General features: G+C 73.1%; 11 protein-coding genes. 3 read left to right on the forward strand and 8 right to left on the reverse strand.

Annotated features, from left to right (window positions below):
• Nucleotides 1–140 precede the first annotated feature (140 nt).
• On the forward strand, nucleotides 141–1,439 hold the full coding sequence (locus AA0Z99_RS03125; RefSeq protein ID WP_413319361.1) for a hypothetical protein: 1,299 nt from the start codon (nucleotides 141–143) through the stop codon (nucleotides 1,437–1,439).
• Here AA0Z99_RS03125 and AA0Z99_RS03130 read toward each other — a convergent pair.
• The 3 genes from AA0Z99_RS03130 to AA0Z99_RS03140 are packed head-to-tail and all read right to left on the reverse strand — an operon-like array spanning nucleotide 1,390 to nucleotide 5,173.
• Nucleotides 1,390–2,874: a lipopolysaccharide biosynthesis protein gene (locus AA0Z99_RS03130; RefSeq protein ID WP_413319363.1), complete on the reverse strand. Its 1,485-nt coding sequence runs from the start codon at nucleotides 2,872–2,874 to the stop codon at nucleotides 1,390–1,392. The genes AA0Z99_RS03125 and AA0Z99_RS03130 overlap by 50 nt on opposite strands.
• Nucleotides 2,871–4,106 (reverse strand): Coenzyme F420 hydrogenase/dehydrogenase, beta subunit C-terminal domain, encoded by a 1,236-nt coding sequence (locus tag AA0Z99_RS03135; RefSeq protein ID WP_413319365.1) that lies wholly within the window; start codon nucleotides 4,104–4,106, stop codon nucleotides 2,871–2,873. Before AA0Z99_RS03135 ends, AA0Z99_RS03130 begins: the two co-directional genes overlap by 4 nt.
• A complete protein-coding gene (locus AA0Z99_RS03140; RefSeq protein ID WP_413319367.1) occupies nucleotides 4,103–5,173 on the reverse strand; it encodes a polysaccharide pyruvyl transferase family protein in 1,071 nt (356 codons plus the stop codon). The genes AA0Z99_RS03135 and AA0Z99_RS03140 overlap by 4 nt, the downstream gene beginning before the upstream one ends.
• A gap of 181 nt (nucleotides 5,174–5,354) precedes the next feature.
• Here AA0Z99_RS03140 and AA0Z99_RS03145 point away from each other — a divergent pair, with 181 nt between their 5' ends.
• Entirely contained in the window at nucleotides 5,355–6,794 is a 1,440-nt protein-coding gene (locus tag AA0Z99_RS03145) for a polysaccharide biosynthesis tyrosine autokinase (protein ID WP_413319369.1), read from the forward strand.
• Here the strand turns inward: AA0Z99_RS03145 and AA0Z99_RS03150 are convergent.
• The 5 genes from AA0Z99_RS03150 to AA0Z99_RS03170 all read right to left on the reverse strand — a co-directional run bounded on the left by AA0Z99_RS03150 (nucleotide 6,777) and on the right by AA0Z99_RS03170 (nucleotide 15,134).
• On the reverse strand, nucleotides 6,777–7,775 hold the full coding sequence (locus AA0Z99_RS03150) for a DUF6492 family protein (RefSeq protein ID WP_413319371.1): 999 nt from the start codon (nucleotides 7,773–7,775) through the stop codon (nucleotides 6,777–6,779). The two genes, AA0Z99_RS03145 and AA0Z99_RS03150, sit on opposite strands and share 18 nt — an antisense overlap.
• A 37-nt stretch (nucleotides 7,776–7,812) precedes the next feature.
• Nucleotides 7,813–8,970, reverse strand: a complete 1,158-nt coding sequence (locus tag AA0Z99_RS03155) for a glycosyltransferase (protein ID WP_413320744.1) — start codon at nucleotides 8,968–8,970, stop codon at nucleotides 7,813–7,815.
• A 21-nt stretch (nucleotides 8,971–8,991) separates the two neighbouring features.
• Nucleotides 8,992–10,503, reverse strand: a complete 1,512-nt coding sequence (locus AA0Z99_RS03160; RefSeq protein ID WP_413319373.1) for a sugar transferase — start codon at nucleotides 10,501–10,503, stop codon at nucleotides 8,992–8,994.
• Nucleotides 10,504–10,687: 184 nt separating this feature from the next.
• Complete coding sequence (locus AA0Z99_RS03165) at nucleotides 10,688–14,539, reverse strand: multifunctional oxoglutarate decarboxylase/oxoglutarate dehydrogenase thiamine pyrophosphate-binding subunit/dihydrolipoyllysine-residue succinyltransferase subunit (protein ID WP_413319374.1); 3,852 nt, start codon at nucleotides 14,537–14,539, stop codon at nucleotides 10,688–10,690.
• 88 nt (nucleotides 14,540–14,627) lie between these two features.
• Complete coding sequence (locus AA0Z99_RS03170) at nucleotides 14,628–15,134, reverse strand: HNH endonuclease (RefSeq protein WP_413319376.1); 507 nt, start codon at nucleotides 15,132–15,134, stop codon at nucleotides 14,628–14,630.
• A gap of 72 nt (nucleotides 15,135–15,206) precedes the next feature.
• Here AA0Z99_RS03170 and AA0Z99_RS03175 point away from each other — a divergent pair, with 72 nt between their 5' ends.
• The gene (locus AA0Z99_RS03175; RefSeq protein ID WP_413319378.1) at nucleotides 15,207–16,802 is read left to right on the forward strand and encodes a bifunctional 3'-5' exonuclease/DNA polymerase; all 1,596 of its coding nucleotides are present in this window, start codon (nucleotides 15,207–15,209) and stop codon (nucleotides 16,800–16,802) included.
• The last annotated feature ends 65 nt before the right edge of the window (nucleotides 16,803–16,867 follow it).

Consider the following 16,867-nt stretch of genomic DNA (forward strand, 5'->3'; position numbering starts at 1 on the left):
GGGCCGCCCAGGCTCGGGCCGCCGAGCGCCGGCTCCGCGCGCTCGCGCGCAGCGGTCTCGGCGGCTCCGCCGCCCGCTCCGCATAGGCTGAGCGGTGTGAGCCCGGCCGAGCGCGCAGCGCAGCAGGCGAGCGGGCGGCCGTGAGCTGGCCGCTCGCGCTGCTCGGCCTGCTCGCCCTCGGTGCCGGCGGCGTCGCGCTGCTTGTCTTCCGGGCGAGCCCGAAGGCGGCGTTCGTCATCTGGATGCTGGTGCTGTGCTTCGTGCCCGTGTGGATCGGGGCGACGGCGGGCTTCTTCTGGGCGGCGATCACCGCCGTCACCCTGGTCGCGATCGCTGCGAACCTGCGCGACCTGCGGTTGAGCGTCGTCGACGCGATCGTCGCCCTCTTCGTGGTGCTCGTCGTGGCGCTGTTCGCGCTGCAGCTCGCATCCCTCGCCGCCACCGTCATCGCGGTGCTCGAGTGGGTGGTGCCCTACCTCTGGGGCCGGCTCGTGCTCACTCGGCTCAGCACCGACTTCGTGACGCGCGTCATCGCCGCGGTGGCGACCGCGGTCGCGGTGGTCGCGCTCGTCGAGTTCGCCACCGGCGTCAACGTGTTCGTCGGGATCCCCGGCCCCGGACCCTACGCCGAGTGGTCGACCCTGCAGCCTCGCGCCTCGTTCGTGCGCGCGGAGGGCGCGTTCGGCCACTCGATCGCGCTCGGCGCCTCGCTCGCGATGGCCGCGCCCTTCATCGTCGCCGCGCGCTGGCGGGCGCCGCTCACCCTGCTCGCGCTCGCGCTCGCGGTCGGCGCGATCGTCGTCACCTTCAGTCGCATCGGCATCGTCACCGTCGGCATCGCGGTCGCCCTCAGCCTGCTGCTGCTCCCCGACGTCGCACGCGGCGCGCGCTGGGCCATCGGGGTCGGCGGCGCGATCGCGATCGCGATGATCGTGCCCTTCATCGGCGGCGTGTTCACCGACGCGGGCGACGAGGCGGGCGGCAGCGCCGACTACCGCACCGGCCTGCTCACGCTCGTGAGCGAGGTGCAGCTGCTCGGGTCTGCGGGCGACTGGTCCTCGCGCACCGTCGACGGCACCTACCTCGGCACCTTCGCGCGCTCGGTCGACAACACGCTGCTGCTGATCGGGCTGCGCTTCGGCTGGCTGCCCGTGCTGCTGGTGCTGGCGGTCTTCGCCGCCATCGCCCTCGGTGCGCTGCGGCGGCGCTCCGACCCCGCGACCATCGCGGTCGTGTCGCAGATCCCCGCGCTGTTCGCGGTCGCGCTCATCACGCAGTTCGGCATGCTGCTCTGGTTCCTCATCGGGCTCTCGGTCGCCTGGCGGCTGCGGCCGACCGATGCGGGATCGCACGGGGCAGACGAGGCGGGCCTCGCCCCACCGGTCGGGCTCAGCCCTCCCGCTCCGGTGCGGCTGCACCGGGGCGGCGTCGCACCATGAGGCGCACGAACCCCGACAGCGAGCGCGCGTCGCGACGATAGGCGGGCAGCACGAGCGCGGCGGCGGCTGTGAGCGCGCCGGCGACGAGGCCGACGGCGACCTCGAGCCAGTCCCCGTGCTGCGCGACGAGCAGGCTGACGCCCCAGGCGGCCGCACCGCTTGTGATCGTCACGCCCAGGATGCGCGCTGCACCGGCGTAGAGCCGGCGCGTCGGCATGGGCGTGACGCGGGAGAGCCAGGCGAGCGAGATCGGCCAGGCGATGGCGGGGTGGATGGCGAAGGCGACGGCGACGCCCACGACACCGAACATCGAGCCGATGAGGATGCAGACGATCTTGATCGCGGCGGTCACGAGCGTGTAGCGCAGCAGCGCCGTGCCGAGGCCCCTGGCGAGGTAGACCCAGTAGCCCACGAACGAGATGGTGGTGAGCATGCCCGCGATCGCGAACATGCGCAGGATGGGCGCGGCCTCGAGCCAGGCGCCGCCGAGCATGATCGCGACGACTGGCTCGGCGAGACCCGCGACGATCGCGATGGGGATGCCGATCAGGTAGCCGAGCGCGAGCTGGGCTGCCGTCACGTAGGTCTCGAAGCGCGGCTGATCCTGCTGCACGCGCGCGAGCACGGGCAGCGCGACCGACTGCAGCGGCGATCGCACCTGGTTCAGCGGCGTCATGATGAGCTGGAACGACCGGTTGTAGAGGCCGAGCGATGCGGTGCCGAAGCGGAGGCCGACGACGACGGTGTCGATCTGCCGGGCGGCGTACTGGATGAGGTTCGCCGCCACGAGGTTGCCGCCGAACCGCACCATCGACCGCACGCTGTGGGCGCGCGAGTAGCGGCGCGGCGCCCATCGGCCGGCGATCAGCACGATGACGAGCGAGACGAGTCCGGTCGTGAGCTGCTGGATGACGAGCGCCCAGAACCCGGCGCCCAGCAGCGCGGCGGTGATCGCCGCGGCGAGCGCGAGGGCTGAGGCTGCGACGTCGGCGAGCGCGAGCGCCCGCAGGCGCAGCTCGCGCATGAGGTTCGCGCGATGCTGGGTCGCCAGCCCGTTGAGGAGGAAGGTGAGGGAGAGCCACTGCGCCATGCCCACGAGCTCCGGCAGCCCGGTGAGGGCGCCGAGGGGAGCGGCGGCGAGCAGCATGGCCAGCGCGAGCGTCGCCCCGATCGCCGCGTTGATCCAGAAGAGGTTGTCCCGCTGCTCGCGCTCGAGCACCGGCGCTTGGATGGACGCGGAGGTGAGGCCGAAGTCGCGGAAGATCTCGCCGAGCCCGACGACCACCAGCACGATCGCGAGCAGCCCGTAGTCGTGCGGTGTCAGCAGGCGGGCGAGCACCACGACCGAGAGCAGCTGCAGCAGCACGCGCGCGCCCTGCGCCGCGAGCGTGAAGAACGCGCCGCGCGCCGCGTCCTGCGCGAGCGAGGAGCTCATCGGTCGCGCGTCGTCGCGTGGAGGGCGCGAGCCGCGCGCACCCTGCGGTACGTGCCGCGCAGCACCCGCGCCGCCAGCCGCGGCGAGGCGAGGGTGAGGCGCGCGAGCCGGAACCCCGGGTAGCTGGGCGGACGCCTGCCGGCGAGCCGCGAGCCGAGCAGCCGCGCGAGCAGGAACCGCCGCCGCTCGGTCTGCAGCGGCTGCGCGGCGGCGAGCGCCGCGGGCGCCAGCGGGGCGAGCACGAGCACGCCCGCAGCCTCCGCGTCACGGACGACGGCGAGCCCGCGCTCGGTGCGCGCGATGAGCGCCGACATCCCCTCGCCCTCGGCGAAGAGCGGATAGCCGCGGGCATCCGTCTCCCACGAGTCCGCGGAGACCACGTCGGCGAGCTCGCCCACGCCGTCGACGCACACCTTGCACCGCCACTGCGTGGTGGGGCCGAGCGTGCGACCCCAGGAGGTGTCGTAGTCGGCCGCGACCTCGTGCGATCCGCTGCGCGCGGTGAACCGGCCCGGCCAGCCGTTGCCGCGGTAGCGCAGCGCGTCGACCGGCGCCTCCTCGTCGATGCCGAGCTCTGCCAGCAGCGCATCGGTCGCGCGCTGGCTCGGGGTGCCTGCGCAGAAGAAGGAGAGCAGCAGCGGCTGCTCCTCGCCGACGAGCGCCGGAGCCGCCTGCCGCAGGGCTGCGATCTCGCACGGCTTGCCCACCACCGCGGCACCCGGTCGCAGCACGTCGGGGTTGTCGAGCGCCGCGACCGGCGCGTAGCGCGATCCGGCCGCCGCCAGCGCCTGCTCACGCGTCATGATCGTCACGGGCACGGTGCGGCGCGGGCTCGCTGCGTCGACGGCGGCGCCCGTGACGACCGCTGCGCGGCCGCTCGCGAGCAGCCACGCGTGCAGCGCGCTGAGCGCACCGCCGCTGCTGCCCGCGTGTCGCAGGGCGGGGTCGCTCGCCCACGCGCGCCAGATGCCCAGGTGGCTGCCGAGCAGCGCGTCGGCCGTGGCTCCGGGCGGATGCGCAGGGGCGCGGACGACGACGCCGGGGCACGATCCGCGGAAGATCTCGGCGGCTCCCGCCATCGCGGCGGACTCGCCGTCGACGCGTGGGCGCAGGTAGCCGTCTGCATCGAGGTGCATCGTCACCGCGGGATCGAGCCGGGTGCACAGCCCGCACCCCGAGCACGCGCCGCGCTCGACGACGTCGCGGATCGGCTGCTCGAGCGGCGAGGTCACCCGTCGCCCAGCCGCTCGCTGACCTGCTGCAGCAGCGCCGCACCCTGGCCGCGGGCGGCCTCGGCCTCTGCCCCCAGGTCGGCCGCTCGCGCGTGCTCCAGCACCGCGCTCGCGATGTCGTCGGCGCCGAGCTGCACGACGCGCTCCCAGCCGATCGACGCCATGAGCGGCGCGAACTTGCGCGAGTAGGCCATCGCCACCGTCGGCGTGCCCGTGGAGAGGGCGTTGAGGCACGCGTGCATGCGGGCGCCGATGACGAGGTGGGCGCCGGCGATCGCGCTGCGGGCATCGGAGAGGCTCGTCGGCACGTGCAGACCGATGCGGCCGTCGTAGCCGTCGGCGAGGGCGCGCGAGACGGCGACGTCGGTGTCGGGGTTGTCGGCATCGAGCACGTGGGGCAGCAGGGTGACGGAGCGCCCCTCGGCCAGCAGCGAGTCGATGATGCCGTGCACGGCGCTCCGGTAGCCGCCCGCGTCCACGTGGGCGTTGCCGCGCCACAGCAGCCCGGAGACGTTGAGCAGCACGTCGCGCTCGGCGCCGGGCTCCGGTTGCTCGAGCCCGAAGACGAGGTCGCTCGTCACGGCGTCGACCGGTCGGCCGAGCCGCGCGGCGGCGCCGGCGCTGATCGGATCGCGCGCGAAGACCATGCTGCTCCGGCGCAGGGTGCGCCTCGCCAGCGCGCGGCCACGGCGCGAGCCGAAGGGGCCGATGGTCTGCGGAGCGAGCACGACGCGGGTGCCGGCCTGCACCGCGAACTCGTGGATGAGCGACATCGTCAGATGCCGCGGCAGGCCGTAGATGTCGGCGAAGCTGTCGCCCGAGCGCGTGTCCCACACCAGGTCGAAGCCGGCGAGCCAGCGCTGCATGCCCAGGCGTGCCGTGGCTCGCTCGCGCAGCAGCGAGCGCTGCCGCCCCCAGGGGATCTGGGTGGGGCGCCGGCCGTAGTTCATGAACACGAACTCCGCGTCCGGCCACGTCCTGCGCAGCAGGTCGACAGAGCCCTCGCCGAGCGCTCGGACGCCAAGGTTGGGGGAGGAGTCGTCCGCCCACGCGATGAGGATCCGCACGGCATCCTCTCTCGTCGCTCGACGCCCGCCAGGGTGCCGCAGCGCGACCACAGGTTCAGAGGGCGTAACGCCGCTATTCTACAGCCATGACGGTTCAGACCGGACGCAGCGAGCGCGCGATCGCAGCACCGACGGCCGCGGTGGGCCGTGCGGGCGCTCGCAGACGCCCGGAGCCGACGCGGTGAGCGCTCCGCTGCGCGCCGCGACCGTCGATCCGGGCACCTGGAGCCTCGCCCACGTCTGGGAGGCGCTCCGCAAGCTCTGGCTGCTGATCCTCGGGTTCGCCATGGTGGGCGGAGCCGTCGGCTACGCCGTCGCCGCGTCGACCGAGCCGCAGTTCCAGGCGCGCGCCTCGCTCTACTTCGCGCTGGACCAGGGCACCTCCGGTGCCGATCTCAACCAGGGCTCGGCGTACACCCAGAACCAGATGCTCTCGTTCGCGCGCCTCGCGACCTCCTCGAGGGTGCTCGAGCCGGTGATCGACGAGCTCGACCTCGGGACCACGCCGCGCGACCTGGCGCGCTCCGTGGCGATCACGATCCCGCAGGACACCGTGATCCTCGAGGTCACCGTCACGTCGACCGATCGGATGCGCGCATCCGAGATCGCCAACAGCGTCTCCACCGAGCTCGCTGCGGTCGTGCAGGACGTCGCCGCGCAGGGGGTCGCGGGCGCGGCGACCATCAGCGCATCGGTCATCGACGACGCGGTGCCGCCGCAGTCGCAGTCCTCGCCGAACAAGCCGCGCGAGGCGGCGCTCGCGGCGCTCGTCGGCCTGCTGCTGGGCATGCTCGTCGCCACCATCCTCACGATCGCGGACACTCGGGTGCGCAACGAGGCGGCGGTCGCGCGCGTCACCGACCTGCCCGTGCTCGGCGTCGTCAGCCGCCCCAAGCGCGGAGGCGATCCCTCCCTCGTGGTCGCTCGCGAGCCGCACAGCGCGATCGCGGAGGACATCAGGCGCGTGCAGTCCGCGCTCGCGTTCACCGCGCTCGACGCCGACTCGCGGCGGCTGCTCGTCACCTCGGCATCGCCGGGCGAGGGCAAGTCGACCTTCGCCACCAACCTCGCGGTCGCCCTCGCCGACACCGGCGACAGCACGCTCGTCATCGACGGCGACCTGCGACGCCCACGCGTCAGCGAGCTCTTCGGGCTCGATGGCGCAGCCGGGCTCACGGGCGTGCTGATCGGCGAGGTCGACCTCGCCGACGCGCTCGTGCCGTGGCGCGAATCCGGCCCCGACATCCTCGTCTCGGGCCAAGTCCCGCCGAACCCGGCGTCGGTCGTGACCTCGGACGCGTTCGGGTCGCTGCTCGATGCGGTCGCGGAGCGCTACGAGGTCGTCATCATCGACGCGCCGCCGGTGCTGACGGTCGCCGACGCCAACCTGCTGGCCCCGCAGGTGGACGGCGTCGTGGTGATCGTGGATGCGCGGAAGACTCGGCGCGCGCAGCTCGCGAACACCATCCGCTCGCTCGAGGCGGCCGGCGGGCGGATCCTGGGCATCGTGCTCACGAAGGCGCGGCCGGCGAAGCAGACCGCCTACTACGTGCAGACCGCCGAGCCGAAGCGGTTCCGGCGGAAGCCCCCGGCGGAGCGCGGTTCAGCGGGAGCGCAGTGACGCGACGCGCTGCGCCAGCCGCGACCTGAGCATCGACGGCACGAACGCAGCGCGGAAGCGGCGCACGAACGACGCGCCGTCGCGCGTGCTCATGAGCCCGCGAGACGACCAGAACTCGACGATCAGTGCGAGCGCAGCGCGGTCGGCTCGCGCGAGCACCCGCCGGTGCACGGCGAACCAGGCGGCTCCCGTGCGCTCGGCCTCGGCGATGGCGGCGCGCGCGCCCGCGACGTCGGCTCGGCCCGGCCAGACGATCGGTGCGGGGATCGGTTCGCCCGTCACCGGCGCGCGTCCCGCCCGCAGGATCGACCAGCCCGAGTAGAGGAAGAACTCGAGCAGCTGCGCTCGCTCGAACTCCTCGGCGAAGGAGCGGCCCGCGCCATGCTCGACGTCGTCGAGCATGGCCCTCGCCAGCTCGACGTCGAGGACGAAGGGGGTCGATGTGGGCGGGAAGTCGTCGAGCGCTGCCTCGACGACCGCGTCGCTCGCGCCGAGGTAGCGCAGGGTGCGCTCGAGGTCGGCGCGCAGCGGGTGCGCGCGGTACGGGTGCGTGCCGCCCCGCGGCCGACCCGCTCCGTCGACGAAGGCGTCGGCACCGGCCGGGGCGATCAGGTGGTTCTTCGCGTCGAGCACGACGAGGTGCCGCGTGTCGACCGAGCGGGCGATCAGCAGCTTCGCCGCCTGCTGGCTGCGCCAGCCCTGCGCCTGCGCCAGCACGCCGAGCTCTGCGGTGCGCACGAATCGCACGCGGGCGCCGAGCACCGGGCCGAGCGCCGAGCGCACTGAGCGCTGGGCCCGCGCCGGCATCCCGCCGGCGCAGTTGTCGAGCACGATGAGCGCCGCGACGCACTCCGGGTCGAGGAACCGCGCCATCGACCGCGCCTGCAGCCGCAGCAGGCCCAGCTCGGGCTCGAACACGACCGTGACGAAGGTCAGCTGCGCATCGCCGCGCGCCTCCGTCGCCCCGGAGCTCGTCGTCACGGCCGCCGCCCGGCAGCGGGCGCGCGCCAACGAGGCATCATCGCAGCTGCTGCTCGGTGCGCGAGCTGCTCGAGTCGCGCGGCGCAGCGCGCGCCTGCGGGTGGATCGATGCCCCGCCGGCGATGGCCTTCGCGAGCCGCTCGTAGTCGTCGGCCACGTCGTCCCAGCGGAAGACGCGCTCGACGCGCTCGCGCGCGCGGATCCCCCTCGCGATCGCGAGCGGCTCGTCGCGCTCGGCGGCCATGACGGCGTCGCCGAGCTGGCGCGGATCCTCGAAGCACCACGCGTCGTCGTCGAGCACCTCGCGGTTGAAGCCCACGTCGTAGGCGATCGTGGCGGTGCCGGCGCCCATCGCGCGCAGCAGCGAGGGGTTCGTGCCACCGACGGAGTGGCCGTGGATGTAGGTGGCGGCGTGCGCGTAGAGCGCGTCGAGCAGACCCTGATCCCAGAGCCCGCCGAGCAGGTGGATGCGGTCGTCGCCCTCCGCGGCCGCCCGCACCGCGCGGGTGTACTCGGCGGAGTAGGGGGCGGAGCCCACGACGACGAGGGGCAGCGTCGCCGTGCTGGCGCGGTAGCCGCGCACGATCTCGAGCACGTGGTTCTCGGGCTCGAAGCGAGCCACGACGAGGTGGAAGCGAGCGGGCTCGAGGCCGAGGGCCGCGAGCGGTGCCGCGGGGCAGTCGTGGAGCACCGGCGCCCCGTAGCGGATCAGCTCGGTCGGCACCCCGAACTCGTCGTCGTAGTACTCGGCGATGCCCGGCGCGTCCGCGATGAGCGCATCCGCGGTGTGGACCGAGTGCGCCTCGGCCCAGCGGTAGTAGGCGCGTCCCGCTCCGCCCCACTTCGCGCGCCGCCACTCGAGGCCGTCGACGTGCACGGCGACCGGGATGCGGCGGGCGCGCAGCAGCGAGACGTACGGAGCGTTCGCCGCGTTGAAGACGAACGCCGCGTCCGGGCGTCGGCCGGCGAGCACGCGCAGCGTCGCGAATCCCGAGCGGCTGAGGGTCTCGAGCTGCTTGACCGGCAGCGCCGGCAGGTGCACGACGCGCATGCCGAGGTGCTCGGTGACGTGCGGGTGCGTCCGGTCGCCGGTGACGGTCACCTCGTGACCCCGGGCGGCGAGCCGCGATCCGACCTCTTCGACAGCGGTCTCGAAGCCGCCGTATGCGGCAGGCACGCCGCGGGTGCCGAGCATGGTGATGCGCACGTCGGGCTCCTAGTAGGCGCCGGAGGGTCGCAGGACGACCCGCGCAGTGCGGAAGATGATCATGAGGTCCTCCATGACCGACCAGTTCTCGACGTAGCGCAGGTCGAGCTGCACGCTCTGCTCCCACGTCAGGTCGCTGCGGCCGCTGATCTGCCAGAGGCCCGTGATGCCGGGCTTCAGGTAGAGCCGTCGCGCGACGACGCCATCGTACGTGGTCGCCTCGTGCGGCAGGGGCGGGCGCGGCCCGACGACGCTCATGTCGCCCTTGAGCGCGTTCCAGAACTGCGGCAGCTCGTCGAGGGAGTGCTTGCGCAGGAAGCGGCCGACGCGCGTGACGCGCGGGTCGTCGCGCATCTTGAACAGCGGCCCCGAGCCGTCGTTCTGCGCCAGCAGCGCCGCGAGCTGCTGCTCGGCGTCGACGCGCATGGTGCGGAACTTCAGCATGTCGAAGGTGCGCCCGTCGCGGCCCACTCGCCGCTGGCGGAAGAGCACCGGGCCCGGGGAGTCGAGCTTGATGGCGAGCGCGATCGGCACGGCGGCGATCGCGACAGCGACGAGCGCTGCACCGGCCACCGCGATGTCGGTCACCCGCTTCAGCACGTGCGTGCCGCCGTCGAAGGTGGGGATCCGCACGCGCAGCAGCGGCAGCCCGTCGATGGGGCGGAACGAGATGCGAGGGCCGGCGACCTCGGTGAGCCGGCTGAACAGCAGCAGCTCGGCGCAGGTGCCCTCGAGCTGCCGGCTGAGCCGCGTCGGGTCGTCGGCGTCCGTCCCGCTCGCGAGGATGACGGTGTCGGCGCCGAGCCGCTCCGCGGTCGCCGCGAGCGACTCCTGCGAGCTCAGCACGGGCACGGCCTCGCCGCGGAAGCGCAGCGGGGCACCCACCTCGCCCGCGATCGCAGCGCCCACGATGCGGTAGGGCGACGAGTCGAGGCTGTCGAGGCGCTCGAGCACGTGGGCGATCTCGTCGCGGTCTCCCGCGAGGATCGTGCGCGGGGCGAGCTCGCCGGCGCGCCAGCGGGAGAGGAGCCAGCGGCGCCACTGCCAGCGGCCGAGCAGCAGGGCGATCAAGCCCGCGGGGAGGGCGATGAGCAGCTGCACGCGCATCGACGGCCAGTCGGTGATGAGGCAGGGGACGGCGAGCAGGCCGAAGGTGAGCACCGTCGCGTGCACGACGCGGCGGTACTCGACGGGTCCGGATCCGAGGATCGCCGACTCGCGCGAGCGGAACGCGGCGAGCATGATCGACCAGACGAGCCCGAGGAGCAGCGGGGCGACGACGGCCAGCTCCGGAGCCCGGAGCTCGAAGACGGAGGTCGGCAGCAGCGTCCCGAGCGTCACGGTGGTCGTGAGCACCGCGATGATCGCGGCATCGGTGACCGCCAGGCGGGCGCGCGTGCGCCGCTCGGACTGCAGCCGGCGCGAGAGCGACGCGGTCGACCTCGGCGACCGGACTCCCGGAAGGTCGAAGACGCGCTGCTCAGCCCCGCTGAGCGCTGTCGGGATCGTGAGTCCGTGCACCACTACATCCGCTCCCCGTCGGCCGCGAGGATCCCTCGCCGCCCTTGCCATAACGTTGTTTGGTAACAGTATCAGCAAACTTCGTGTGAGCGCATGGCGGGCGCACGCAAGGATCCCCGCACGCTTTCGCGTGCGGGGAGCCTTGGTGCTGAGCCGTTCCTGAGGTCAGGCCGGCCGGGCTCGATCAGCCCAGGGCGGACTCCAGGATGCTGGCGAGCTCGCGCGCCGAGCGCTTCGCCGACCCGGTCGCAGGGCTGGCCGACTGCGCTCTGCCGATGACGCGCAGCGTGCGACCGTGCAGGTGGCGGGGGAGCGCGAAGTGCATGAACGGCCAGGAGCCCTGGTTCAGCGGCTCCTCCTGCACCCAGATCAGCTCGGCGTTCGGGTAGCGGTCGACCGTGGCGTTGATCTCGTCCACCGGCAGCGGGTACAGCTGCTCGATGCGCACGAGCGCGATGTCGCTGCGGCCCCGCTTCGCCAGCTCTGCCTTCAGGTCGTAGTGCAGCTTGCCGGAGTGGAGCAGCACGCGTGTCACCGACTCCGGATCCTGCACCTGCTTGTCGTCGATCACCGTCTGGAACCTACCGGTGGTGAAGTCCTCCACCGAGCTCGTCGCGTCGCGCAGGCGCAGCATCGCCTTCGGCGTGAACACGATCAGCGGGCGGCGCGGTCGCGCGTACGCCTGGCGGCGGAGCAGGTGGAAGTGGTTCGCAGGGGTCGACGGCCGGGCGATCGTCATGTTGTTCTCGGCGGCGAGCTGCAGGAAGCGCTCGATGCGCGCCGACGAGTGGTCGGGGCCGGCGCCCTCGTAGCCGTGCGGCAGCAGCAGCACGAGCGAGGAGTGCTGGTTCCACTTCTGCTCGGCCGACGAGAGGAACTCGTCGATCACGATCTGCGCGCCGTTCGCGAAGTCGCCGAACTGCGCCTCCCACAGCACGAGCGCGTCGGGCCGCTCGACCGAGTAGCCGTACTCGAAGGCCATCGCCGCGTACTCGCTCAGCAGCGAGTCGTAGATCGACAGGCGTCCCTGATCCTCGCCGAGGTTCGCCAGCGGCAGCCACTCCTGGCCGTTGCGGCGGTCGTGCATCACGGCGTGGCGTTGCACGAAGGTGCCCCGTCGCGTGTCCTGACCGGACATGCGGACGGGAGTGCCCTCGAGCAGCAGCGAGCCGAGGCTCAGCAGCTCGCCGAACGCCCAGTCCACCCCGCCCTCGCGGCTGGCCTTGACGCGCTTGTCGAGCACCTGCTGCACCTTCGGGTGCACCTTGAAGCCCTCCGGCGGGTTGCCGTGCGCGGCGCCGATCGCCTCGATCACCGACGCGTCGACACCGGTGGTGTCGGGCTCGCTCGCCACCGACTCGGTCACCTCCGGCTCGACCACGGGCATCGAGCCGGTCGCGGCGGCGTGCGTCTCCATGAAGGCCTGCTCGAGCTTGCCCTGGAAGTCGGCCTGCGCCGCCTCGTACTCGTCCTTGGTGATGTCGCCGCGGCCGACGAGGTTCTCGGCGTAGAGCGTGCGCACGGAGCGCTTCTGCTCGATGAGCGAGTACATGAGCGGCTGCGTCATGGTGGGGTCATCGCCCTCGTTGTGCCCGCGTCGGCGGTAGCAGATGAGGTCGATGACGATGTCGCGCTTGAACTCCTGGCGGTACTGGAAGGCCAGCTCCGCGACGCGGACGACGGCCTCGGGGTCGTCGCCGTTCACGTGCAGGATCGGCGCGTGGATCGACTTCGCGATGTCGGTCGCGTACGTCGAGGAGCGCGACTCCGAAGGCGGCGTCGTGAAGCCGACCTGGTTGTTCACCACCAGGTGCACGGTGCCGCCCGTCTTGTACGCGCGCAGCTGCGAGAGCTGGTGGGTCTCGAAGACCACGCCCTGGCCGGCGTTCGCGGCGTCGCCGTGCACCAGCACGGGCAGCACCGTGTGCTCGCCGTTGCCGATGCGATCCTGCTTCGCCCGGACGATGCCCTCGAGCACGCCGTTGACGGCCTCGAGGTGCGAGGGGTTGGCGGCGAGGTAGACCGGCACGGTGGAGCCGTCGGCCGCGGTGAACTCGCCCGCGTTGCCGAGGTGGTACTTCACGTCGCCGGAGCCCTGGAAGACCGCGGCACCCTCGAACTCCTGGAACACCTGGCCGTAGGTCTTGCCGGCGATCGAGGTGAGCACGTTCAGCCGGCCGCGGTGGGGCATGCCGATCGCGACCTCGTCGAGCCCGGCGGCCGCCGCGCCGGCCAGCAGCGCGTCGAGGAAGGCGATCATCGACTCGGCGCCCTCGAGCGAGAAGCGCTTCTGCCCGACGTACTTGGTCTGCAGGAAGGTCTCGAAGGCCTCCGCCTCGTTCAGCTTGCGCAGGATGCGCATCTGCTCGTCGTGCGTCGGCTTGACGTACGGCACCTCGAGGTGGCTCTGGAACCACTGGCGCTGCGAGGGGTCGGCGATGTGCATGTACTCGATGCCGATGGTGCGGCAGTAGGAGTCGCGGAGCACGCCGAGGATGTCGCGCAGCAGCGCCGAGCGCTTGCCGCCGAAGCCGCCGGTGACGAACTCGCGGTCGAGGTCCCAGAAGGAGAGCCCGTGCTGCTCGATCTCGAGGTCAGGGTGCGTGCGCTGGACGAACTCGAGGGGGTCGATGTCCGCCATGAGGTGGCCGCGCACGCGGAAGGCGTTGATGAGGGTCGTGACGCGCGTCTGCTTCGAGAGCTCGTCCGCCTCCCGCACCGAGACATCCGTCGACCACTTGATGGGCTCGTAGGGGATGCGCAGGTCGGCGAAGATGTCCTTGTAGAAGTCGTGCTCGCCGACGATCAGCGCGTGCACGATCTTCAGGAACTCGCCGGAACCGGCGCCCTGGATCACCCGGTGGTCGTAGGTCGACGTGAGCGTGACGGTCTTGCCGATGCCGGCGCTGGCGAGCGACTCGGTGCTCGAGCCCATGAACTCTGCGGAGTAGTCGAGCGCGCCGACGCCGATGATGCAGCCCTGGCCGGGCATGAGGCGCGGCACCGAGTGCACCGTGCCGATGCCGCCCGGGTTCGTGAGCGAGAGGGTGGTGCCCGCGAAGTCCGCGGCGCCGAGCTTGTTGTCGCGCGCCTTCTTGACGAGCGCCTCGTAGGCGGCCACGAACTCGGAGAAGTCCATCGTCTCGCAGCCCTTGATGCTGGGCACGAGCAGCGCTCGACTGCCGTCGGGCTTCGGGATGTCGATCGCGATGCCGAGGTTGATGTGCGGGGGAGCCACCATCGCGGGCTTGCCGTCGACGACGTCGTAGTAGACGTTCTGGCTCGGGAAGGCCTTGAGCGCCTGCACCAGGGCGTAGCCGAGGATGTGGGTGAACGACACCTTGCCGCCGCGGGTGCGGCGCAGGTGGTTGTTGATCACGATGCGCTGATCGATCATGAGCTTCGCGGGCACCGTGCGCACGCTCGTCGCCGTCGGCATCGACAGCGACTTGTCCATGTTCGCCGCGAGGGTCTTGGGCATGCCGCGCAGCGTCGTGACGACGGGCTCGTCGGTCTGCTCCTCGGCGGGCTTCTTCGACTCGGCCGAGGGCGCATCCGCCGGCACCGGCTTCGGTCGCGCGGCCTGCGCGGTGGTCTTCGCGACGATCGCGCCGTCGCCCTTCGTGGCGGGAGCCGGCGTCTCGGCCTGGCCCTCGGTGTCCTCCTGCGGCGCGTCCTGCGCGCGCTGGCCCTCGCCGGGGTCGACCGGCTGGTCGGGGCGAGAGGCCGGGCGCGCCGGCTGTCGCGGCGGCGTGGGCTGGCGCGGCGGCGCCGGCTGCGCGGGGGCGGCGGCCTCAGGCGACGATGCCGGGGCGGCCTCAGGCGACGGTGCCGGGGCGGCCTCGCGGGCTGCGGGCTTCGGCGCGTCGCTCATGCCCGTCGTGGCTCCGCCGGCGTCGCGCTGCGCCGCGTAGCGCTCGAGGATGGGCCACCACGATCGTGCGACCGCGTCCTTGTCGTTGAGGAAGAGCTGGTACTGCTCCTCGACGAGCCACTCGTTCGCTCCGAAGTCGTTCTCGTCCGCAGGGCTGGACACGGTATCGATCGCCTCTTTCGATTCGTTCGGGCATGCCGCAGACAGGTCGCGGCCACACTGCATCAAGCATAGTGGCGAGCCGCTCTCGTCAGTGCGCCAGGCCGAGCTCCGCGAGATCGACGCCGGCGGCCTCGACGGCGAGCAGCATGACCTCGCGACGCCACACCACGCGCGGCTCGAAGCGCAGCTCCATGCCCGCCTCGGCGGGGGTGCGGCTGCCCTTCGCGCCGTTGCACCGCGTGCACGCGGTGATGGTGTTCAGCCAGTCGGAGGCGCCGCCCCGCGAGCGCGGGTGGATGTGGTCGATGGTGGCTCCCGCGCCGCCGCAGTAGGCGCACCGCCGCCGATCGCGCTCGAGCACGCCGCGGCGGCTCCACGGCATGCGGTCGTAGAGGCGGGTGTGCGGGATCGGCACGTAGTCGTTGAAGACCACCACGCGCGGCACCGGCAGCTCGACCGAGCTGGATCGGATCACGCCGTCCGCCGCCAGCATGATCTGCGCCCGCTCCTTGACGACGAACGCGACAGCGCGCTGCAGCGAGGCGACGCCGATCGGCTCGAGCGTCGCGTTGAGCACCACCACCTGCGCGGTCATCGCTGCCTCCGCGCCCATCGTGCCGCACGTGGGTGAACGGCGGGTGTGGGACCCGCCGACTACGGTGCAGGCATGGCCGCTGCTCCCGACATCGGCGTCGCTGCGCTGGACCGCGGCGCGCGCGTCGTCGTCGCGACGCTGGCGGGAGGCCGGGCCTCGGGGGCCGCGGTGCACGAGAGCGCGCGCGTCGCCGAGGACGCGCGGTTGGCCATGCCGGGTGCGCGCATCGTCTGGCAGGACGCGAGGGCGACCGCGCCGCTCCTGCTCGACGCCGGTGTCGCGCTCGATCGCGTGCGCGACGTGCGACTCGTGCACCGCATCCTCGTCGAGGCCCGTGGCCTGCGCGCCGAGGAGCGCTGGTCGCGCCCCCTGCGCAGCGACGCCGAAGGGCTGTTCTCGCTCGCGCCCGAGGCCGAGCCGCTCGACGCGCTCGCCGAGCAGCTCGCGGCGCAGGAGCTGGCGATCGGCGACGACGCGGGGCTGCGGATGCTCGCGGCGGCCGAGTCGATGGGCGGCGTGCTCGCGGTGGAGCTCAGCAGGCAGGGCCTGCCCTTCGACCGCGAGCGTCACGATGCGCTGCTCGTGCAAGCGCTCGGCGAGCGCCCGGCGGGCGCGGGTGCGGGCGCGCGGCCGCGACGCATGGAGGCGCTGGCTGCCGAGGTCCGAGCGGCGCTCGCCGCGCCCTCGCTGAACCCCGACTCGCCGCAGGAGGTGCTGAAGGCGCTGCGGCGCGCGGGGCTGGATGTGTCATCCACCGCGCGCTGGGAGCTCGCCGAGCACGAGCATCCCGCCGTCGCGCCGCTGGTCGAGTACAAGCACCTGTCGCGCCTCCACACCGCAAACGGCTGGTCCTGGGCGCAGCGCTGGGCGCGCATCGACGAGCGCGGTCGGTGCCGGCTCGCGATCGAGTACGTGCCCGGTGGCGTCGTCACCGGGCGCTGGGCGACCGAGGGCTCCGGCGCCATGCAGATCGCGCGCCAGATCCGCGGCGCGGTCGCGGCCGAGCCCGGCATGCGCCTCGTGGTCGCCGATGCCGCGCAGCTCGAGCCGCGGGCGCTCGCCGCCATCGCGCGCGACGAGGCCCTCGCCGAGGCGGGCAGGGGCACCGACCTCTACCGCGGCCTCGTCGACCGCGGTGTGGTGGAGACGCGGCAGCACGCGAAGCTCGGCATGCTCGGCGCGCTGTACGGCGGCACGACCGGAGAGTCGGCGGTCGTGCTCCCGCGGCTCGCGCGCGCCTACCCGAAGGCGATGGGCGTGGTGGAGGCGGCAGCGCGCGCAGGCGAGCGGCGCGAGCGCGTGCGCACGTGGCTGGGGCGCACCTCGCCCCTGCCGCCGCGCTGGCGCGACGACGAGCGTGGCGTGCCGCAGGCGCGCGCATGGGGCAGGTTCACGCGCAACTTCGTCGTGCAGGGCACGGCTGCCGAGTGGGCGCTGGCGTGGATGGCGGGCGTGCGCAGGGCGATCCGCGACGTCGACGGGGCGGCCCTCGTGTGCTTCCTGCACGACGAGGTGATCGTGCAGGCACCCGAGGAGCGCGCGGAGGAGGTCGCCGAGGCGATCCGCGGGGCCGCGGCGGAGGCGGGCAGGCTGCTGTTCGGGCGCTTCCCGATCGACTTCCCCGTGCAGACGGCGGTGGTGGGCGACTGGGGCCAGGCCAAGGACTGAGCGCGGCCCGCCTCGCGGACGCCTCGCCCGCCGGACCTGCTCGACCGCGGTCGCCCTGCTCGACC

The organism is Agrococcus phoenicis (genome assembly GCF_047302415.1).
Taxonomy (GTDB): Bacteria; Actinomycetota; Actinomycetes; order Actinomycetales; family Microbacteriaceae; genus Agrococcus.